Annotated in this window: 12 protein-coding genes; 11 read left to right on the top strand and 1 reads right to left on the bottom strand. The window is 53.3% G+C overall.

The genetic code is table 11. The annotated features are described in order from the left end of the window. Positions 1-6 precede the first annotated feature (6 nt). From SCARR_RS07510 to SCARR_RS28080, 3 genes are all read left to right on the top strand, one after another. The gene (locus SCARR_RS07510; protein WP_136060873.1) at positions 7-1,830 is read left to right on the top strand and encodes a sulfatase family protein; all 1,824 of its coding nucleotides are present in this window, start codon (positions 7-9) and stop codon (positions 1,828-1,830) included. 113 nt (positions 1,831-1,943) lie between these two features. Then, positions 1,944-4,379, top strand: a complete 2,436-nt coding sequence (locus SCARR_RS07505) for a DUF3604 domain-containing protein (protein WP_136060872.1) — start codon at positions 1,944-1,946, stop codon at positions 4,377-4,379. A gap of 30 nt (positions 4,380-4,409) precedes the next feature. Beyond that, positions 4,410-4,547, top strand: a complete 138-nt coding sequence (locus tag SCARR_RS28080) for a hypothetical protein (RefSeq protein ID WP_168433098.1) — start codon at positions 4,410-4,412, stop codon at positions 4,545-4,547. Between the two features lie 342 nt (positions 4,548-4,889). Here SCARR_RS28080 and SCARR_RS07500 read toward each other — a convergent pair whose 3' ends face one another. After that, positions 4,890-6,134, bottom strand: a complete 1,245-nt coding sequence (locus tag SCARR_RS07500) for an IS4 family transposase (protein ID WP_136060871.1) — start codon at positions 6,132-6,134, stop codon at positions 4,890-4,892. A 158-nt stretch (positions 6,135-6,292) separates the two neighbouring features. On the opposite strand from SCARR_RS07500, the gene SCARR_RS07495 reads away from it, so the two are divergent. From SCARR_RS07495 to SCARR_RS07460, 8 genes are all read left to right on the top strand, one after another. Continuing rightward, a complete protein-coding gene (locus tag SCARR_RS07495) occupies positions 6,293-8,407 on the top strand; it encodes a hypothetical protein (RefSeq protein ID WP_136060870.1) in 2,115 nt (704 codons plus the stop codon). Between the two features lie 162 nt (positions 8,408-8,569). Further along, positions 8,570-8,932: a hypothetical protein gene (locus SCARR_RS07490; protein WP_136060869.1), complete on the top strand. Its 363-nt coding sequence runs from the start codon at positions 8,570-8,572 to the stop codon at positions 8,930-8,932. Between the two features lie 11 nt (positions 8,933-8,943). Continuing rightward, complete coding sequence (locus SCARR_RS07485) at positions 8,944-12,519, top strand: sulfatase-like hydrolase/transferase (RefSeq protein WP_136060868.1); 3,576 nt, start codon at positions 8,944-8,946, stop codon at positions 12,517-12,519. 407 nt (positions 12,520-12,926) lie between these two features. After that, complete coding sequence (locus tag SCARR_RS07480; RefSeq protein ID WP_136060867.1) at positions 12,927-15,041, top strand: hypothetical protein; 2,115 nt, start codon at positions 12,927-12,929, stop codon at positions 15,039-15,041. Positions 15,042-15,203: 162 nt separating this feature from the next. Then, positions 15,204-18,080, top strand: a complete 2,877-nt coding sequence (locus tag SCARR_RS07475; protein ID WP_168433097.1) for a CBM96 family carbohydrate-binding protein — start codon at positions 15,204-15,206, stop codon at positions 18,078-18,080. Positions 18,081-18,182: 102 nt separating this feature from the next. After that, positions 18,183-19,640 carry a sulfatase gene (locus tag SCARR_RS07470; RefSeq protein ID WP_136060865.1) on the top strand — a complete coding sequence of 486 codons (1,458 nt, stop codon included), beginning with the start codon at positions 18,183-18,185 and terminating at the stop codon, positions 19,638-19,640. 102 nt (positions 19,641-19,742) lie between these two features. Next, a complete protein-coding gene (locus tag SCARR_RS07465; RefSeq protein ID WP_168433096.1) occupies positions 19,743-21,230 on the top strand; it encodes a sulfatase-like hydrolase/transferase in 1,488 nt (495 codons plus the stop codon). A gap of 133 nt (positions 21,231-21,363) precedes the next feature. Further along, a complete protein-coding gene (locus tag SCARR_RS07460; RefSeq protein WP_136060863.1) occupies positions 21,364-22,893 on the top strand; it encodes a sulfatase-like hydrolase/transferase in 1,530 nt (509 codons plus the stop codon). Positions 22,894-22,941 lie beyond the last annotated feature (48 nt).

Here is a 22,941-nt window from a genome sequence, read left to right as displayed (position 1 = left end):
TATAAGATGAAAAACAGGCTGAAATGCGCGAAATCATTAAAGAGGGTTGCTCTGCTCTGCGGGGCGGGCATCGCGGCTTCTTTTGTGCCTGCCGCCATGGCGGCCGGGCAAGGTGCGTTCGGGAATAAGCCGAATGTTGTTCTGCTCTTTATTGATGATTTGGGATATGGCGATATCGGGCCTTACGGCTGCAAAGACATTCCAACACCGAACATTGATAAGCTGGCGGAGACGGGGGTGGTTTGCACCTCGTTCCATGTGGCCAGTGCGCCCTGCAGTCCCAGCCGTCATGTCCTGATGATGGGGGAGTATGCCCAGCGCTCCGGCAAGTTCGGCATGGCACGCGGCCAGCCGCTGCCCTCCGACCGGCCGACCATGGCGCAATTTATGTCGGATGCAGGATATGCGACCGGGCAAATCGGCAAATGGGATCTGGGTGACAGCACTCAGGTCCCCCTGTCCGTAGGATTCGATGAAACCCGAAAAAATGCGCCGATGAAGAAATATTCGCCGGATGAGCTGAAGGCGCTGGAAGAGCGGATGCTTAAGTATGGTGTGAAGAATACGAAGGCCCTGCTTAAAAAATATAAGCAAAGTTCCCGTTTTTTTGTAAAAACTCCGGACGGCAAAGACCAGTGGCTGACGGATTATGATGGCGATATGATGGTTGACTTCGTCAAGCGTCATAAGGATGAACCGTTCTTTCTCTACTTCTCGCCGAACGCGGTTCATTCGCCAAGTATGGAGGCGCCGGAATCCTATATCAACCGCACGACCGCCAAGGGCGTGCGGCGGTTTTTGGCCGGCGCTATTGTGTCGGTGGATGATCAGGTTGGGAAACTGCTCAAGGTGCTGGATGAATATGGATTACGGGAGAACACACTGATCGTGTTTGCCAGCGACAACGGCGCAAATCTGGATGAAGGTGGTTCTTCAACGCCCTATGCCGGAGGTAAACATGGCGGAACGCAGCAGGTTGGCTGGGTGCGGGTTCCCTGTATCTATTCCTATCCCGGAGTGATCCCTGCAGGTAAGCGGTATGACGGACTGAACAGCAGTTTTGACTTCTTTTCCACGTTTGCTGTTGTTTCGGGACACCCCGTGCCCGGGAATCTAGACGGTGTGAATATGATTCCGCACCTGCAGGGAAAAAAGACGGGCGTTGCTCATGAGTTTCTCTTCCAGCTCAACTGCGATCCCTCGGACATGGAGCACCGTAATGTGGTGGCGGTTCGTTGGAAGGACTGGCGCCTGTATCGAAAATCTGAAACGGATCAGTGGCAACTGTTTGACCTGAACGCGGATCCAAAAGAAACCAAAGACGTGTCAGATGCCCATCCTGAAGTTGTAAAACGCATGGACGAGGAGTTTGGCAACTGGAGAAAGACTCTTCCGGAATGGAAACCGATTCCTCCCCGTAAAAAGAGAGACACCCCGTTAATTCCTCAAGGCTATGGGTGGGCTTCTGCCAAGGAACAAGCATCGGGCCGTGTGCCCGCGAAAGAGGCGGGTAACTACCTGACCCTTGAGGCTCCGAAACAGCTGGTTGCCGGAAGTACCGTAACGGTCAAGATTACTCACAGGATTCCATCGAAGCTCGGTGAGCAGAAAATCCATGTAACCCTGAAAAGCGGGCAAAAGAAGGTTAAGCGGCAGGTGCTTAAAGCTAAAGGAACCGGAACGCTTGAGGTGTCGTTTTTGATACCGAAAGAGTATGCCGGGAAATCCCTCAACTTTGCCGCGTTTGCCGGGGAGGAGTACAAGCAGCGCCTTCAGAAATCCCTCCCGCAACTCCTCACCGATCCCGTGATCGTGAAACAGAAATTCTAACAAGGAGATGAAAGAGATGCTGCTGGAGTGGATGGAAATGGTTAATCACTCCAAACTGGAGCAGGCTCGAAAAGCCCCTTTGTTTAGATGAAAGATCTGTAGGAGAAATAAACATGAAGCCAGAGCAAAAATCTAAACAACCGAGAGGAGAGTATCCTGCCTGTCAGGATCTTGATATACCGGCCGACGGCGGCATGTCCGAATGGTCGCGCAGGTCGTTTCTCAATATTATGGCTGCCACGGGGGCACTCACGTGTGTTCCGAGCGGGCTGTTTGCAGCGCCCGGAGGGTCACAGTCTGCCGTGTCGTGGCCGGAAAAAGTTGAGCAGTTTCCAGCGATGGCCTGTGATGCGGCGGGCACGGCATGGATGGCGTTTTTGTCGCGCCCGAAACGCCGCGGTTTTGTGCGGGTCGATCGGGTCGTTAACGGTCGGCACATCAACTGCAGCTCACTGGATACGTCCAGGGCGACGGCCATTGGCATTCCACGTCTGACGGGTGAAGCCTCCGGCTGCACGGTTGTCTTCCCTCTTGAAATCAAGGACAAATGGCAGATTGCGTTTGCGCGCATCGATGGCTCGGGTCAGAAGTCTGAACTGCAGATGATTCCATGCGAGGGCAATGCCAACTTGTCGCCCGTTGTTGCTTCGAACAAGGGCACAACCTGGATTCTCTGGGAATCGAACGCGGGAACGCACCGCGGGATTTATGCATGCTGCGTGACGAACGGGAACGTTGGAATTCCGCAACGTATCACGGCACCGGACGCCAACAGTTACAACCCGACGATCGTTGCATTGCCGGACGGCCGGTTCTTTGCTGCCTGGGATTCCTATCGTGAAGAGCAGTCGAATATCTACGGAGTCTGGTGCATCGACGGCAAATGGCAAACCGAAATGTCGTTGACCCGTGATGCACGCATCGAGCGGCACCCGCATTTGGCGGTGCGCGGAACTGAGGTTTGGATGGCCTGGCAAGCGAACAGCTACCCGAAGATAAATCTGAACGCTCTGGACGAGCAACGGGTTGTTGTGGCACGCCTTGACGGTGAAAAACTTATGATGCCGACAGATATGTTTGAGAGGGTCTCCATCCCCAAGCGCCACCTTATGCGGCCGCGCATCGGGTTCGATGCGTCCGGCGCGCTTTGGTTGTCGGCAACGCTTGGTGCGAAGAAAAAGCAGGCTGGATGGACTCCGGTGCTGTGGTCATACGGCAAAGACGGCTGGTCTGAAATAATCAAGCTTAGCTCGCAGGAAGGGCGTTGGCAGCCTGTGCCGCTGGCATTTCCGAAGAGCGGCAAGGTTGTTGCGAGTTCCCAGTATGATGACTTGCCGAGGACGTGGGACGACACGCTTGGAAAATACCGCGACTGGAAATCCGGCATTGCAGTCAAGACATTGCCGTCGGAGGAACCCGGCAGACCAACCCTCGTTCCGTTGGCCATGCCTGCGACGGAATTTTCGCTGCCCTCGAAGTCGAAATTCTGCAACGCTACATTCCCGCGACAGACGTGGAAGACGCACTCCGGCGAGTTATCCCTGTTCTTTGGCGACTTGCATGAGCACACCGACATATCCGTATGCAACCGGCGTTTTAACCCTCCGGGGCACGACCTGTATGCGAACGTGCGCGACATCGAACAACTTGATTTCTGCGCGATTACCGACCACGGGTATAATTTTGATCCTCAGCAGTGGAGTCTCAACGCTGAACAGACGCGGCAAAACCACGATCCCCAACGGTTCGTCACGTTCCTCGCGCAGGAATGGACATCGAGCAGAGGCCCGACTTCCGGCGGCCACGGCCACCGAAATCTCATCTTCCTGGATCCGTATCAGTCGAAGTTCTACGATTCGTTCGAAAACAAACAGACTCCGCGTCAGGTCTGGGACGATCTCAAAGACACCGACTTTATCTTTATCCCGCATCAGCTTGCCGACGGGCAGCACAAGGGCAGCGGCAATCCTCCCACCGACTGGACGTATACCGACGAACGGCTGCAACCTGTGGCCGAGATCTTTCAGGGTCGTCAATCCTACGAATATCTGGGTTGTCCGCGACAGGCGCCGCATGGCGAACCTGTAAAAGGTAATTACCTGCAGGACGCATGGGCCAAGGGCATCGTGATCGGGGTCATCGCCAGTCCCGATCACGGCGGCGGCACCGGCAAGGCCGGTGTGTGGGCGCAGGACCTGACACGCGAGAGCATCTTCGAAGCGATCCGCGCCCGCCACACCTTCGGCACGTCCCATCCGAAGATGGGACTCCAGTTCAGTGCCGGCAACGCGATCATGGGCGACAAGGTCAAGCGCCCGAATGGCCCGATCAAGTTCCTCGTCAAAGCCGTGGCTCCCGATGCGATCAAAGAGGTCGTCATTTTTCGCAACAACAAGATCGTCCACCGCGCCGCTCCCGGCAAAGCCGAGATCGAGTTGGCGTGGACCGATCAGGCCCCCCTCGACGAGAAGCATGTCTGGTATTACACCCGTATCCAGACGAACGACGAGGAACTCGCTTGGAGCAGTCCAATCTGGTTTGTGGCATAGAGCCCGGGCTTTTGTCTTTGAGTCGTTACGATGGAGGCGTCATTTGTAATACCGAAAGAGTATGCCGGGAAATCCCTCAACTTTGCCGCGTTTGCCGGGGAGGAATACAAGCAACGCCTCCAGAAATCCCTCCCGCAGCTCCTCACCGATCCCGTGACGGCAAAGTAGCAATTCCGATAAGGAGATCGAAGAGACTTTTTGAAAACCGGTGGCCTGATTGATCTGCTTCCTACGCTTCAGGACTATTGTCAAAAAGTTCCAGCGAGCGGTTCAGGAAAGAGAAGATCGATTCAGGCCTTTTAATCCAGCGCAACGGGTGCGCTAGATATCGGTTGCTAAATGACACCGCTTTTGAAAGAAAGTCACTGTCATCCCATAGAGGACGCTAACGGAGTGTCAGCTCCCGTTTTTGTTAAGGTTTCTGATGTTTAGTTTATTTAGTCGATTCCGATTTTTTGTTGAAGAGTAATGATGATTCCCCGTTTTAAACAGTTGGCTGTCCCACAGCATTTAGATGAACCCCGGCAGATACGCCTGTTCCGGTGCTCCTCGGATGCGACCGGGTGGTTTGGCTGTCCCATAGGATTCCAGCAAGGCGGGCAGGTTCCAGCGACGCCAAAGCGAGACCCTTACGACGGTGAACAGGCGCTTGAAGCTGTGATCCCATCCGTGCATGAATTTGAGACAGCGCATCAGCAGATGGACGAGCAGCCCGGTCCATACCTGCCAGCGTACGGCATTAGCGCTGTAGCCGAGAAAGTCGGAGAGCTGGAGCGTCTGTTTGATTTCCTTAAAGAACACCTCGATATCCCACCGGCAGCGGTAGAGCTCCGCGACCGTCCACGCGCTCCACTCCAGATGGTTGGTCAGGAAGACCATTTCGACATCCTTGCCGTTGATCTCCACGAGGGCTACAACGCGGCGCAACTCGCACGGGTAGGCCTTCTTCGATTTTTCGAGCATCAGCTCGATGACTTCGTCGCGAAGGATGCGCTTGTTTTTAGTCGTTTCGAGGGAGCGCATCACCGTGTACTGCATGTTGTCTTTCGCTCGACCCGCCCAATTAATGCCGCGCTCCGTTAGCCCAAATAGACGCTTGAATTGGATATAAGCCTTGTCGAATACAACGATTTCTCCGGCTTCAAGGTCGGCACACAAGCTCAAGGTCTTGCGGCTGTCATGGTGTTTTGCCGTGTCGACAATGGCACATCGTGGAAGGAAGCTTTGCAGGTCCAGACGCATGTGGCACTTCGCGGCGGCCTTGCGGCGGCGGTGCTTTGCCCAGTCCATGCTATTGGCCACCAGCTGTATCGTGGTCGAATCGAGCGCATGGATCGCCTTGCTGAAGCGACGGAGGTATCCACTACGCACCTTTCCCTTCGCAAAACCAGGCACCGTGTCCATCAGATGCTTCATCATGCTCCAATAAAGCTCTTCGGCCATGTTCGCGTCGCGCACTTGATTCGCATGGCTCAGGTTGTTGCGGGACGGTGGAACCGCACCGCGGATGGTGGAGAGCGCCGCCGCATTCATCTGGAGCGCGTCGCATACATCGTTAAGCCCGAGCGCATGAGCAAAGTGGGCATAAAGCAGCGAAACCACATGGCTCCATGGCGTGTACGTCCGGCTTCGGGCATCGACGCCATGCTTCTTCGCAAGGTTCGTGACCATGTGTCCGGGAATCAGATTGCACAATTGCTTCAAGGTTGTATACTTATGTCCGGCTGGTTTGTGTTTTTGTCTCTGTTTTTTCATACCCTCCGAGTGGAGGATTTAGAGCTCACAAGCCAGCCTTTTTATTTAAAATCTATGGGATGACAGTGAAAGAAAGTCATTCTGTGGAAGTAGGATTAGCGGGCAAGGGGTTCGCATATAACCTACACAATATTTCACCTAACAACAGGAGATATGAGATGAAAAGAAGAGTATGGATCATGGCGGCAGCGTTGATCTCGCTGGCTTCGATAGCAAAGGCGGTAGAATACCAATACACCTCAACCTATGGAACCTGGTCGGAAATCAATAACTGGGAATATTGGCCCGTTGACGGTTGGGTGGCCGCGACCACCCTGCCGGGTACCAATGATAATGTCCGGTATACCGTTGCCGGGGACTTGCGGATTGAAACGGTTTCTCCGTCAATCGGGATTCTGGAAATTGGCGCTGGCGGCGCTACGAACAATGCGCTCGTCACGATGGTCAACAGCACTGTGTTGTCGGTAACCGGGCTGGACGTTGCCGATGGCGCTGGTAAAAATGGCCGGATTGGCTTATGGAAAACTTCAACGCTGAACCTGGATGGCCCGGCTATTATCGGAAAAGACGGAGGATACGGTAGGATGGTGATTGGAACTTCCTGGGCAACGGTGGATGGCGACAGGGCGTCGACTCCTCCTGATCCGGCCGAGGCTTTCGTTGTGGGATACTCGACGAATGCCGTCGGTGAGTTGAATGTTAATGGAACGCTTTCGTTGATGAATAACCACCTGTATGTGGGCTATGACGGGGCGACTGGAACGGTTAACCAAACCGACGGTTTTGTTAAAGTAACGCAATTGCGGCTCGGTCATTCGGGCGATGGCGTCGCAACCTATAATCTGACCGGAGGTGAGCTTCGTATGAGCTCCCAATGGGGTGTTTACAATCCCGGTCCCAATGCCGAATTGCACTTTGCCGACTACGGCGTTTTTACCCAGTGGGGTGATCAAACAACCACGATCAGCAATCTGATCGCCGATGGGGTAATCACCTGGACCAACGGGCAACCGATGCTGACGACTGACTGGGAGCTGGCTTGGACCAACAGTGCCGGCAACAGTGCGCTCTATGCCGACACGGATGGATCGGTGAACAGCGGTTTCACTACGGTCTGGGCATCGCCCATAGCTCTCCCGCCACCGGAGGGTGAGGAGCTTTTGGTCAATTTTGACGGGTCTTCGATCACAGCGGACGTGACGATCAACGGCGGTCTGGATTTGGATACCAATATCAACAAGGTTCGCAACCTGAGCCTGACGAGCCTGTTGTTTGATAGTACGCTCGATCAGCACGATGTGTATGGCGGGTGCAAGTTCCAGTATAGTCTGGATCAAGTCAATTATCTGATCGCAGCTGAAAGTGCTGCCAAGCACAACCTGCGGTTCCGCCCCTGGAATACACAAAACCCTCAGGCTTATATCATCGACGCGGTGGTGCTTTGGGATCAAGCGGACTTTATGGACGGGTTTGATACGCAAACCGTTGCCTTTACCTCCCAGTCCTCGTTTACGCTGGAGGTCGACGGCGCATTAACGACAGGAACTGGCTATGATGTGCGCATGGTTGTACGTGACGGTGCATCGCAATACTATGTGTCGGAAACCGTCGCTCCGTCCGGAACCACGATTACCGTGACGAATCCCGACAGCTTGCAGTGGGCAACCTACGACCTGGTGGATGGTTCCAGCAGCTTCGCGTTTGCAGACGGGGGGATCGGAGCATACGGCGCGCACAGCTTTACCGATGTGCAGCAGGTCGGTTTTGCATTTAACCAGAGCTATGGACCTGCTGAGCCGTGGGCGGACTTTTCCATCAGTGAATTCGTGGTGAAACGGGTTGATCCCGCCGTCAGCAACAGCTCTCCCGCCGTGGTATATGCCGACTGGCTGAGTGCGTATCCGGGAGTGGGCAGCGAATCGGAGCTGACCGACAATCCGGACGGTGACGCGCTTGACAATCTGGCGGAATACGCGCTCAACGGCAACCCGGATGACGAGTCCGATACCGGCATTGCTCCGGTTGCAAGCACTGAAGCCGGCTGGTTCTACTATGTCCATGCCCAGCGCGATGATGCGGCTGAGCGCGGACTGATCTATCGCGTGCTGAACGATACCGACCTGGTTTTTGGCGTCTTCACCAATACGGATGCGGAAGTGGTCGGCACCAACACGAGCTATGGCGTAAGCGGTTTCGAGACGGTCACCAATCGTGTTCCAACCGACGTCCTCGGCCAGCAGTTCCTGAAGCTGGAAGTGGAATCAAGTTTCTAATGTGAACAGCGATCGAGCTTCATGTGACGCCCGGTGCGGGCTGGTTCCGACCGGGCGTTATATATGAAATTTTTTGCGGCCATTTTGCTTTACAGCACGGACGGTAAAGAATGCGGATACTTTAATAAATATGCGCGCAAGCCAACAGTTATAAGATGGTTAATGATGAAGTTGTTATTCGTAAGGGTTGTTTTGTTCGGGTTCTTTCTCTGCGCGGTGGGGCCGTTGCGTGCGGATGTGGTGGGCTATTGGCGATTTGAGCAGGGCGCTGTGACAAATGATTCCAGCGGGAACGGGTTCGACCTGGGGCAAACCGGGACTGGGATTTCCGGGGTAAGCCGTCCGGCAAGCGGTTCCGGCTCCATGTTGTCCACCATCCCTCTGACCGGGGCGACGAACAACGGGGTTTCTTTGCTGAACGGGACGGGGGATCAGTGGTCGGTTGCGGATAATGCCCTGCTTGATTTCACTCCGACCGGTTTTACGTTCGAGGCCTTTGTGACCGGCAAAATCACAACGAGTTAAAGGAAATCACGATGAGAAAAAAAATGAAAAAGCAAATGGTGCTAGCGGCGTTGGCGCTCACCCTTATGCCGGTTGGGTTGCAGGCAACCCAGCAACCGAACATTATCCTGTTTCTGGTCGATGATTGCAGTACGCATGAGCTGGGCTGTTATGGAAATACGATGGTGTCGACGCCGAACATTGATGCGTTGGCCGAGGGCGGCATTAAATTCAAGACCGCCTGGGCGACGCCGGTGTGTGTGAGTAGCCGTGCGGCCATCATGAGTGGTCAGTATGGGTTCCGCAACGGCGCCTACGGCAACACATATATTGAATACGAAACGTACAAAGCCATGCCTCTGGAAAAAATGACTCTTTTCCGGGCGATGAAGGAATCCGGATATGCAACGTTTCACGGAGGCAAATGGCATCTGCCTACCTCTCCGGAGGATTCGGAATGGGGTGTGGATGAATATTTTATGTACGGCTCACTGATGGGCGGTGATGGACTGAAGCAGGAATGGATCCAGGAATATTTCGGTCCATGGTGGTTTTGGGGGAACGCAAACATATTTTCGCTGACCTATGAAGAACAGCACAGTCCGTTAGCAACCTGGCATCCGATGGTGATTGAAAATGACCTTCTGCGATCGACGGGACCCGATGATTTCGGCCCGGAAATGCTCGGGGATGCTGTCCTTGATTTTGCACAACGGAGCAAAAACGACGAAAAGCCGTTTTTTATCTATTATTCTTCCCACCTGACCCATTTTCCCTGGACGGAGATGAAAGCGCCGGGCGACCCTGAGGTCACGAAAACGGAGCCGGGCATGGTGTCCAATGTACAATATCTTGATACGGCAGTGGGCAGGCTGGTGAACGCGCTCAAAGCGATGGGTGAATACGAAAATACGGTCATCTTTTTCATGGCGGATAATCCAACCTATGGCATCGGGAAAGGCGCCGCTTCGGAGATCGGTGCGCACGTGCCTTTTATTGTGGCCGGGGGATCAAACTGGGTTAAATGGCATGGCGAGACTGGAAGTTTGACCGATTGCGTGGATCTGTATCCGACCTTGCTGGAACTGGCCGGCCATCGGGTCTTGCCTTCGCAGGTGCTGGATGGACAAAGCCTGGTCCCGTTGCTGGAGGGCGATCATGCACATAGCCGTGAGTGGATCTTCAGTTATGTATTGGGTTTTCATCGGATGATTCGTAATCGGGACTATTCGCTGGATGCCCAGGGACAGCTTTGGCGCTGCAATCCATCGGGGAACCCTTTCACGTTCGAAAAAATTGAGACGTACGATGAGGCCAGCCAAAACGCCCGGATGGAATTGGAATCCCAGTTGGAGCATCTGCCGATTCCTGATGAAGACCGGATGGAAGAGAAGCCGATCATATATGAGCAGTATCTCGAATTCTTGGCCGGTCAGTTAACCTGGCGCCAGGAACAGGCGGAAGACCTTTACCAAACCGGAGTTCAATCCCTTTTAAATCGGCCGGAACGACTGCAGTATGACCTTAAACCTGCGTATATACCGCCGCAAGCGGCAACATACCAATACACCTCAACCCTTGGAACCTGGTCGGAAACCAATAATTGGGAATATTGGCCCGTTGATGGTTGGGTGGCCGCGACCAACCTGCCGGGTACCAATGATAATATCCGATACATAGTTGACGGGAAACTCCGGATTGAAACGGTTTCTCCGTCGATCGGGATTCTGGAAATTGGCGTTGACGGCGATGCGAACAATGCGGAAGTCTTGATGTCCAACTACAGCACTGAGTTGTCGGTGACCGGGCTCTATGTAGCCAACAGTGCGGGTGAACGAGGCTATATTGGATTATGGGATGCAATGCTGAACCTGGATGGCCCGACTATTATCGGAAAAGACGGAGGAAACGGTAGGATGGTGATCGGAAGTAAATGGTCAAGGGCGGATGGCGACAGGGCGTCGACTCCTCCTGATCCGGCCGAGGCTTTCGTTGTGGGATACTCGACGAATGCCGTCGGTGTGTTGGATGTTAATGGAACGCTTTCGTTGGTGAATAACTTCCTGTATGTGGGTTATGACGGGGCGACCGGAACGGTTAACCAAGCCGTCCCCGACTCTTTTGTTAAAGCAACGCAATTACGGCTCGGTCATTCGGGCGATGGCGTCGCAACCTATAATCTGACCGGAGGTGAGCTTCGTATGAGCTCCCAATGGGGTGTTTACAATCCCGGTCCCAATGCCGAATTGCACTTTGCCGACTTCGGCGTTTTTACCCAGTGGGGTGATCAAACAACCTCTATCAGCGACCTGGTCGCCGATGGGGTCATCACCTGGACCAATGGGCAGCCGATGCTGACGACTGACTGGGAGCTGGCATGGACCAACAGTGCCGGCAACAGTGCGCTCTATGCCGACACGGATGGATCGGTGAACAGCGGTTACACTACGGTCTGGGCATCGCCCATAGCTCTCCCGCCACCGGAGGATGATGAGGTCTTAATCAATTTTGATTCGATCCAGGCAACAGTGGACGTAAACATAAACGGCGGTCTGGATGTGGATACCAATACCAACAAGGTTCGCAACCTGAGTCTGACGAGCCTGTTGTTTGATAGTACGCTCGATCAGCACGATATGTATGGCGGGTGCAAGTCCCAGTATAGTCTGGATCAAGTCAATTATCTGATCGCAGCTGAAAGTGCTGCCAAGCACAACCTGCGGTTCCGCCCCTGGACTCGTACTGACCCTCAGGATTATATCATCGATGCGGTGGTGCTTTGGGATCAGGCTGACTTTATGGATGGGTTTGATATGCAAACCGTTGTCTTTACCTCCCAATCCTCATTTACACTGGAGGTCGATGGTGGTTTTACGACAGGAACTGGCTATGACGTGCGTATGGTCGTGCGCGACGGTGCATCGCAATACTATATATCGGAAACCGTCGCTCCGGACGGAACCACGATTACCGTGACGAATCCCGACAGCTTGCAGTGGGCAACCTACGACCTGGTGGACGGGTCAGGCAGCTTCGCATTCGCGGACGGGGGGATCGGGACATACGGTGCGCACACCTTTACCGATGTGCAGCAGGTCGGTTTTGCATTTAACCATAGCTATGGCACGGTGAAGGCGGCGGACTTTTCCATCACCAAATTCGTGGTGAAACGGGTTGATACCACCGTCACCGAAGACACGCCGGCCACGAGATATGCCGACTGGCTGAGTGCGTATCCGGGAGTGGGCAGTGAATCGGAGCTGACTGACAATCCGGACGGTGACGCGCTCGACAATCTGGCGGAATATGCGCTCAACGGCAACCCGGATGACGAGTCCGATATCGGCATTGCGTCCGTGTCAACCACCGAAGCCGGCTGGTTCTACTATGTCCATGCCCAGCGCGATGATGCGGCTGAGCGCGGACTGATCTATCGCGTGCTGAACGATACCGACCTGGTTTTTGGCGTCTTCACCAATACGGATGCGGAAGTGGTCGATACCAACACGAGCTATGGCGTAAGCGGCTTCGAAACGGTCACCAACCGTGTTCCAACCGACATCCTCGGCGAGCAGTTCCTGAAGCTGGAAGTGGAATCAAGTTTCTAAGGCGGCTGCGTAGCCGCCTTGAACCGCAGATAATCGGGAGCGATTAGAGACTGATTTCCGAACAAGGAACCGCAGAATGATGAGGGTCTAACCTTCGAAATTCGACATTTCTTGTTCGGTGTTCGATATTCAAAAAGGGTGGTTCGCTCCGACCGGGGCGGTACGCATGATTTTTTTTGCGGCCATTTCGCTTTAAGGTGCAGGGGTGAAGAATGAGATTTACGGTGGTTCGTGGCGTTCTTGGACGGCTCGGCTTCCGACGTTTAGAATTCTTCCTGTTCAACCAGCGCAACAGGTGCGTTACGTTTGGGTTGTTGAATGACAATGCTTTTGAAAAAGTGCAACAACATCATAGAAAAAGGATCAGCGGGTCGGGAGCCCGCATATAACCTAACAGGAGCAATGAGATGAAAAGAAGAGTATGGATCATGGCGGCAGTGTTGGTCTCGCTAGTCTCGATGACGCAGGCGGCAGAATACCAAAACACTTCAACAAATGGAACCTGGTCGGTCATCGATGACTGGGAATATTGGCCCGTTGACGGTTGGGTGGCCGCGACCAGCCTGCCGGGTACCAATGATGATGTCCGATACATAGTTGACGGGAAACTCCGGATTGAAACGGGTGCTCCGTCGATAGGGAATCTGACAATCGGCATTATCAGCACGAACATTGCGGAAGTCTTGATGTTGAACTACAGCACTGAGTTGTCGGTGACCGGGCTCTATGTAGCCAACAGTGCGGGTGAACGAGGCTATATGGGATTCTGGGATGCAATGCTGAACCTGGATGGCCCGACTATTATCGGAAAAGACGGAGGAAACGGTAGGATGGTGATCGGAAGTAAATGGTCAAGGGCGGATGGCGACAGGGCGTCGACTCCTCCTGATCCGGCCGAGGCTTTCGTTGTGGGATACTCGACGAATGCCGTCGGTGTGTTGGATGTTAATGGAACGCTTTCGTTGGTGAATAACTTCCTGTATGTGGGTTATGACGGGGCGACCGGAACGGTTAACCAAGCCGGCCCCGACTCTTTTGTTAAAGCAACGCAATTACGGCTCGGTCATTCGGGCGATGGCGTCGCAACCTATAATCTGACCGGAGGTGAGCTTCGTATGAGCTCCAAATGGGGTGTTTACAATCCCGGTCCCAATGCCGAATTGCACTTTGCCGACTACGGCGTTTTTACCCAGTGGGGTGATCAAACAACCACGATCAGCAATCTGGTCGCCGATGGGGTAATCACCTGGACCAACGGGCAGCCGATGCTGACGACTGACTGGGAGCTGGCTTGGACCAACAGTGCCGGCAACAGTGCGCTCTATGCCGACACGGATGGATCGGTGAACAGCGGTTACACTACGGTCTGGGCATCGCCCATAGCTCTCCCGCCACCGGAGGATGATGAGGTCTTAATCAATTTTGATTCGATCCAGGCAACAGTGGACGTAAACATAAACGGCGGTCTGGATGTGGATACCAATACCAACAAGGTTCGCAACCTGAGTCTGACGAGCCTGTTGTTTGATAGTACGCTCGATCAGCACGATGTGTATGGCGGGTGCAAGTCCCAGTATAGTCTGGATCAAGTCAATTATCTGATCGCAGCTGAAAGTGCTGCCAAGCACAACCTGCGGTTCCGCCCCTGGACTCGTACTGACCCTCAGGATTATATCATCGATGCGGTGGTGCTTTGGGATCAAGCGGACTTTATGGATGGGTTTGATATGCAAACCGTTGTCTTTACCTCCCAATCCTCATTTACACTGGAGGTCGATGGTGGTTTTACGACAGGAACTGGCTATGACGTGCGTATGGTTGTACGTGACGGGGCATCGCAATACTATGTGTCGGAAACCGTCGCTCCGGACGGAACCACGATTACCGTGACGAATCCCGACAGCTTGCAGTGGGCAACCTACGATTTGACGGAAGGTTCCAGCAACTTCGCATTCGCGGACGGGGGGATCGGGACATACGGTGCGCACACCTTTACCGATGTGCAGCAGGTCGGTTTTGCATTTAACCATAGCTATGGCACGGCGAAGGCGGCGGACTTTTCCATCACCGAATTCGTGGTGAAACGGGTTGATACCGCCGTCACCGAAGACACGCCGGCCACGAGATATGCCGACTGGCTGAGTGCGTATCCGGGAGTGGGCAGCGAATTGGAGCTGACCGACAATCCGGACGGTGACGCGCTCGACAATCTGGCGGAATACGCGCTCAACGGCAACCCGGATGACGAGTCCGATACCGGCATTGCTCCGGTTGCAAGCACTGAAGCCGGCTGGTTCTACTATGTCCATGCCCAGCGCGACGATGCGGCTGAGCGCGGACTGATCTATCGCGTGCTGAACGATACCGACCTGGTTTCCGGCACGTTCGTTAATACAGATGCGGAAGTGGTCGGCACCAACACGAGCTATGGCATAAGCGGCTTCGAAACGGTCACCAACCGTGTTCCAACGGATGTCCTCGGCGAGCAGTTCCTGAAGCTGGAAGTGGAATCAAGTTTCTAATGTGAACAGCGATCGAGCTTCATGTGACGCCCGGTGCGGGCTGGTTCCGACCGGGCGTTATATATGAAATTTTTTGCGGCCATTTTGCTTTACAGCACGGACGGTAAAGAATGTGGATACTTTAATAAATATGCGCGCAAGCCAACAGTTATAAGATGGTTAATGATGAAGTTGTTATTCGTAAGGGTTATTTTGTTCGGGTTCTTTCTCTGCGCGGTGGGGCCGTTGCGTGCGGATACGGTGGGGTATTGGCGGTTCGAGCAGGGTGCCGTTACTGCTGATTCCAGCGGGAACGGGCTCGATCTCGGGCAAACCGGGACTCGGATTTCCGGGGTAAGCCGTCCGGCAAGCGGCCCCGGCTCCATGTTGTCCACCATCCCTCTGGCCGGGGCGACGAACAACGGGGTTTCTTTGCTGAACGGGACGGGGGATCAGTGGTCGGTTGCGGATAATGCCCTGCTTGATTTCAGTGCGTCCGGTTTTACCTTTGAGGCCTTTGTGACCCCGGTTCTGGGTAATGGATACACCTTGGTCGCGATCAAGGCTGAGGAGTGGCTTGCCACGATTAATGAAGGGAACGGGGCATTCAAGTTTTCGTTGAATAACGGTTTAGGGGGGTGGAAGGGCACTAGTTTTACTCCGAATGGAGAAAATTCTTTTGCGGCTGGGAAAGATTATTATGTCGGGGTCTCTGTAAGCCCCGATGGTTTTGTCACCTATTATTACCAGGATTTGACGGAAGGAACGCTGTTCAGCTCGACTGTTGATTTGAATATCAGCATTACGAATTTGACGAGTGATCTTCTGTTGAATGGAGATGCGAACATTAGGGCGCTTCTCTATATGGATGAGGTTCGTTTGAGTTCCGGGGTGGTGAGCGCATCGGATTTGCTGCCGGTCAGGGGTGGGTTAGTGACGGACTTCATGGTCGGGGGGGATAATGCGTCTTCGATGGATCTGACCTGGTTGAATCTGGCCGGTTCCGTCGTGCTGGAGTCCTCGGCGTCACTCCCGCTCATCGATTCCGTGCAAAATTCATTCCGGGATCCCGAGGGCGTTTCGGGTGTCATCAAGCTGAACCTGCAGGCTGTGGATGATGGTTCTTCCAATTTTAATCCGTTCACTTGGAGCGGGGGCGGGCAAAGCGCCGGAAATGTAATCCAAACGTTGGAAACCCAGGGATGGGGGGTGAGGACGAGTGAAAAAACAAATGGCGATATTCAGGGCTCCGAGGCGCTTCTGTTGACGTTTGACCTGAGTGAATTGACCTTGGGGGCTGATCAGACCCTTGCGCTGTCGGCGATTGGTTTATTTAATGATATCGATGTATACAGCGGCGATATCTGGATGCGCAATCATGATGTTCCGGTGGGAGAGCTCGGTGCCGGGAGGATGCTCGCGAACAATGTCGTCACCTTCTCGGATGCGATGCCGATTCGTGATGGGGATCAGATTGCCTTGATGAAAGGGGCGACGGATATTCGGCTGGGAACGTTGAAGTTCGATATTTTGCCGGCAGGGTTCAATGCGCCTAAGATCTCTTCTGTGTTGGATTCCAATCTGACCATCAGCGCAACGAATCTGTCTGCCGATGCGTATGTGACGATTCAGCAGCGCGAAAGCCTGACCTCCGGCGCGTGGTCGGATGTGGCGTTGACCAGCGGAGTTGGCCTGGCCGAGTGGGTGCTTGAAACGACCAATACGTCATCGTTCTTCCGAGTGAAGAGCAACGACACCTATCCCGTGCCCCGGTTCGGATATCTTTTCAAGCCGGTCGACGACTCCTTTGTGTCGGAGGTAAACTCGACGCAGAACTATGGCGCGAATACCAACCTTTCAGTCCGTACCGGTGCATCGAGTCAGAAGCTTTTCTCCTATCTGAAGTTTGACGTCGATGAGGTTCCCTCCTCGATCGAGGAGGTTTGGCTGAAAGTGTATGCCGCTCAAGCCATTTCCAATGCGGTCTGGGTTCGTGTGGTTGATGATAACACGTGGGATGAAAGCACCATCACATGGGCTAATCGTCCGGTTCCGGGCGACATAATCAAGAGCAAACCTTCTCTTTCCAAGGGTTGGAACACCTTCGACCTTTCCGGCCACATCACCTCAACGGGAACCTATTCGCTTGCAATTATGACCAGTGACCCGAGTGAGCAGGTTTTGATGTCCAAAGAGTCGGTATATGATCCGGTGTTGGAGATTCGCGAGACCCCGGATGGCCCCGAAAAGCCGGTGGGGCTTTTTGCCGGTGGCAGCATGTATGGGAGTTACAAAAGCAATGCTGCGGAGGTGAAGTCGTCTGGGTTCGACACCCTTTTGCTATGGAGTACAAAGGTGAGAACGACGGGCGAACTCTACTATAATCTAACCGAAAACCCGCTCGCGGAGTACGGATGGTATGTTGGCGAAAAGGATTGGATCGAGCAGCTGGTGGATCTGAAAAAGGCACCCTCAACGGTCAAGCGGATCGAGTTTTCGGTGAGTGCGTGGGGGGATGCCAGTTTTGCGAATATCGATGCATTGATCGAAGCCGAGGGAACCGGCGAAGACAGCAGGCTCTATCAGTCATTCAAGGTGTTGCGCGATGTGCTGGGCGCCGATGCCATTAACTTTGATGATGAGGAGCACTATGACGTGGAGTCGATGGTTGAGTTCGGCAAAATGCTCAGTGTTTTAGGGTATAAAGTGACGCTTTGTCCGTATATGAGGCCGGAGGGCGTTTGGAACCCCGTATACGAACAGCTCGAAGCCTACCAGCCGGGGCTGGTCGACCGGATTTATGTGCAATGTTATGCGGGTGGACAGTATAATTACCCTGAGGACTGGAATACCAAATTTGACGGCGATCTCAAGGTGATCCCCGGGCTGTCAATCAACCCGGATGATGCTGGAGGGAAAACCCCCGCAGAGGTTGAGGCACAGCTTTCTGAATGGAAGGACCATTGCGGAGGTGGCTTCATTTGGCTGCATCAGGAGATCCTGAATCAGGGATACGGCGTTTCGACCGTTGCGAATGCGGTAATTAATGGCCTCGAATAGAGGCTGGCCGATCCTCTCGCTCGTTCCGGCTGGTGTTACGCATGAAGGTTGTTCGTTTTACAGAAAATCATCCCATTGAGGGAGTTAACTAAACTGGAGAGTATGATGAAGAAATTGAAGCTGTGTAGTTTGATCATGATGGCCGCCGGATTGTCGTTCGCGGTTCAGGCCTCATCCCCTGACGAGGCGAAGAATGCAACGAAGCGCCCAAATGTGCTTTTTGTGATGTGTGACGATCTCGCCAACCGGGTCGGGGTCAATGGCTATCCTCATGTTCAAACCCCGAACATCGATAAATTTGCCAGAAGCGCCCTCAACTTTCATCGGGCGGTTGTTCAGTATCCCATGTGCGGACCGAGCCGCGCATCGATGTTGACCGGACTTTATTGTGAAAAAGTCGGGCAGGACACCGGCGAGGCCCAAATGTTCCAGTACAGCCCGGGCGTTCGGATTATGCCGCAGATTTTCCGCGACAACGGCTATTGGACGGGAGGCCTCGGAAAGATTTCACATAACCCATGGCAAGACCCAGAGCTGGAGGGGTCCTGGGACGAGTTTCATCTGTTTCGCTTGAAGGAGGAGCGAAAAAAAAGCGGCCCGTCGAAATACAGCATGCGTTGTCCCGTGCAAAATGACAAAAAATGGTCCGAAAGAATTATTTATCAATCCCATCCTGCCGATGATAAATACTATCCCGATGCCCAGAGTGCTGAGCAGACCATTTCCTGGATGAAAGAGCGAAAAGAGGATGGCCAGCCATTCTTTATTGCCTGCGGGTTTCTAAAACCGCACAACCCGTACACTTGTCCTGAAAAATATTATGACATGTATGCCGACTCGTCTGCCGCAGTGGTTAACGAAGATGTCTCCGATTGGGACAATCGTCCGATTCATGCAAAAAACTCTTTCTTTAACACCTATGGGTTTAAGTGGAAAGAAAATGATCAGGAACGGGCGGAGGGGATTATTCGTGCGTACCATGCCTGTATTACCTATGTGGATGCGCAGTTCGGAAAAATCATGAATGCACTCGATGAGCTGGGGCTGTCAGACAATACCATTGTGGTTTTCACCAGCGACCATGGATATCATCTCGGCGAACATTTTCTCTGGGCCAAGTTTACCCTGTTTGATGAGAGTCTTCGGGTGCCGACCTTTATCCGTGTTCCCGGCGCAAACGGGAATGGAAAGACCACGAAATCACCTGTTGGTCTGATTGATCTGCTTCCCACGCTTCAGGACTACTGCGGGCTGGATATCGCCCATAAGATGCAGGGGAAAAGCCTTCGGCCGCTCATGGATGACCCGTCGCATTCGGTGAAAGAGTACGAATATAGCATCTGGGGAAAACGGGAGCCTGAACCAAAGGGACGCTCCCTCTTGGGGGAACGCTACCATTTTATACAGTGGCTGGATAATGAGAATGAAGTCGAGCTCTATGACCTAGAAAAAGACCCGGGTGAACATGTCAATCTCGCCCGCCATCCGGAATATGGGGCGATGGTCAAAAATTTTCTGAAAATGGTTCAGGAAAAGAGAGGATCAATTCTGGGTTTGTGATCACCAATCGCAACTGGAGCAAACGAAGAAGGCGCCCCTTTTGGGGTTCTACGATTCGGCAAAAATCACAACTAGTTAAAGGAAGTCACGATGAGAAAAAAAATGAAAAAGAAAATGGTGCTGGCGGGGTTGGCGCTCACCCTTCTGCCGGTTGGGTTGCAGGCAACCCAGCAACCGAACATTATCCTGTTTTTGGTAGATGATTGCAGTTCACATGAGCTGGGCTGTTATGGAAATACGATGGTATCCACGCCGAACATCGATGCATTGGCCGAGGGCGGTATTAAATTCAAGACCGCCTGGGCGACGCCAGTGTGTGTGAGTAGCCGTGCGGCCATCATGAGTGGTCAGTATGGTTTCCGCAACGGTGCCTACGGCAACTCATATATTGAAAAGGAAACGTACGATGCCATGCCCAGTGAAAAAATGACTCTTTTCCGGGCGATGAAGGAATCCGGATATGCAACGTTTCACGGAGGCAAATGGCATCTGCCTACCTCTCCGGCGGATCCGGACTGGGGTGTGGATGAATATTTTCTGTACGGCTCACTGATGGGCGGGGATGGACTGAAGCAGGAATGGATCCAGGAATATTCCGGTTCATGGTGGGGGTGGGGGAACGCAAACAAATTTTCGCCGACCCAGAAAGACCGGCACAGCCCATCAGCAACCTGGCATCCGATGGTGATTGAAAATGACCTTCTGCGATCGACGGGACCCGATGATTTCGGCCCGGAAATGCTCGGGGATGCTGCCCTTGATTTTGCACAACGGAGTAAAAACGACGAAAAGCCGTTTTTTATCTATTATTCTTCCCACCTGACCCATTTTCCCTGGACGGAGATGAAAGTGCCGGGCGACCATGAGGTCACGAAAACGGAGCCGGGCATGGTGTCCAATGTACAATATCTTGATACGGCAGTGGGCAGGCTGGTGAACGCGCTCAAAGCGATGGGTGAATACGAAAATACGGTCATCTTTTTCATGGCGGATAATCCAACCTATGGGCTCGGGAAAGGCGCCGCTTCGGAGATCGGTGCGCACGTGCCTTTTATTGTGGCCGGGGGATCAAACTGGGTTAAATGGCATGGCGAGACCGGAAGTTTGACCGATTGCGTGGATCTGTATCCGACCTTGTTGGAACTGGCCGACCATCGGACCTTGCAATCGCAGGTGCTGGATGGACAAAGCCTGGTTCCGTTGCTGGAGGGCGATCGTACACATAGCCGTGAGTGGATCTTCAGTTATACATTTGGGTTTCATCGGATGATTCGTAATCGGGATTATTCGCTGGATGCTCAGGGTCAGCTTTGGCGCTGTAATCCATCGGGGAACCCTTTCACGTTTGAAAAAATTGAGACGGACAATGAGGCCAGCCGAACCGCCCGGATGGTATTGGAATCCCAGCTGGAGCATCTGCCGATTCCTGATGAAGACCAGATGAAAAAGAACCCGAAGGTGTATAAGCAGTATGTCAACGTCATGGCCGGTCAGTTAACCCATCGCCAGAAAACCGCGGAAACATTTTACCAGACCGGAGTTCAACGCCTTTTAAATCGGCCGGGACGACGGAAGTATGACCTTAAATAAAATGACGAAGAATCCGGAATATGCTACGCAGCTGAAAAAATGCAGAAAAAGATGAAGAGCTATTCGACCGACTTGCCGCACGCCTTCGGGGAATTCAAGCAGAAAAAACAACGCAACTTTAAGGGAGAATGAGATGAGTAGAACCACAAAAGGAATACGGGTTGTAATCGCCGCGGGTGCACTGGCTGCGGTGGCAGCGGGCGCCGCACAAAAGAAACCCAACATCGTCATTTTTCTGGCAGACGACTATGGCTATGGCAGTTCCAATTGCTATGGAACCCCCGAGTCGGTGCTTAAAACGCCCCATATTAATACGTTGGCGGAAAAGGGCATGCGGTTCACGCAGGCGTATGCACCGGCTGCAGTGTGCTCGCCAACCCGCTACGCTCTGCTTACCGGCCAGTATTGCTGGCGCACCGTGCTGAAAAGAGGGGTCATAAATATGTTCGACCCGCTGTATATCGATGAAGGCCGCTTTACGCTTCCGCAGATGCTGAAGGATGATGGATACAACACTGCTGTCATCGGGAAGTGGCATCTGGGCTTTGGTGAAAAAAAGGGGAAATGGAACGATCCGGAAAGGTATTTTAAACCGATTGCGAGGGGGCCGCTTTCCATCGGCTTTGATTACTTTTTCGGCCTTCCGCACAACCATGGAGATTTGTCCGGAATCTATATGGAGAACCATGATGTGTACGGGCGCAGATCCTACGACAAGATTAAAATTGAAGGGAAGACGCCATACGGAAAAGAGTGGATGGGCGTGGATGCCCCGCAACGGGGCGATGAGGAGGTCATGGATGTCCTGACGGAAAAAGCGGTCGCATGGCTCAATCAACAGCCGGAAGACAAGCCCGTGTTTTTGTATTTTGCAGCTCCTGCGGTACACAGTCCGATCACCCCGTCAAAACGTTTTAAGGGCACGCTGGCGGGCGGGGCGTTTGCAGAGTTTATTCAGGATCTGGACTGGAGTGTCGGCGAGGTTTTCAAGGCCTTTGAAAAGAGCGGTCGTCTCAAGGACACCTTGTTCATCTTTACGAGTGATAACGGGGGTGTTTATGCAGATGAAATCAAGACCTGGGATTATGAGGTTCCAGAGTGTTGGCAGTTGAAAGGCCAAGTCACCAGAATGCGTCAGCAAGGAATGGAAGTGAACGGCATCTATCGAGGCGGAAAGCAGGATCCGCTCGAGGGCGGAACCCGCGTTCCTTTCATCGTTTCCTGGCCGGATCATATCAAGGCGGGCGCGGTGAACGACGACAAAATAAGCCTGGTGGATATGACCGCCACATTGGCCGACCTGCTGAATATTGAAATCCCCGCTAAAGAGCTTGGCGCTGAGGACAGTGTGAGCGTTTTGGATACCTTTTACGGCAAGCCTGTTGATCGCGATGAGCTCGCAACCTGCATCACGCACAGCGGAGCCGGAACCTTTGCTCTTACGCTCGGGAATTGGAAATACATCGAAGGAGTAGAGGTTCCGATAAAATATAAAAAAATGGATCCTCCCGGTACAACCAGCCAGAACACGAGAGCTCTGTATGACTTGGAAAAAGATCCGCACGAGGACAACAACCTGGTTGAATCAAATCCCGAAGTCGCTAAGAAAATGCAGAAGCTTTTGGATCAAACCAGAATCCGCACCTATTCACGCAGGCACTAAAGGCGAAATAAACATATCAACACCCGCATTCAACATAACGTTCCTGTT

The organism is Pontiella sulfatireligans (assembly GCF_900890705.1).
Classification (GTDB): domain Bacteria; phylum Verrucomicrobiota; class Kiritimatiellia; order Kiritimatiellales; family Pontiellaceae; genus Pontiella; species Pontiella sulfatireligans.
Note: the sequence above shows the minus strand (reverse complement) of the source record. Positions and strands in the feature narration are given on the sequence as shown.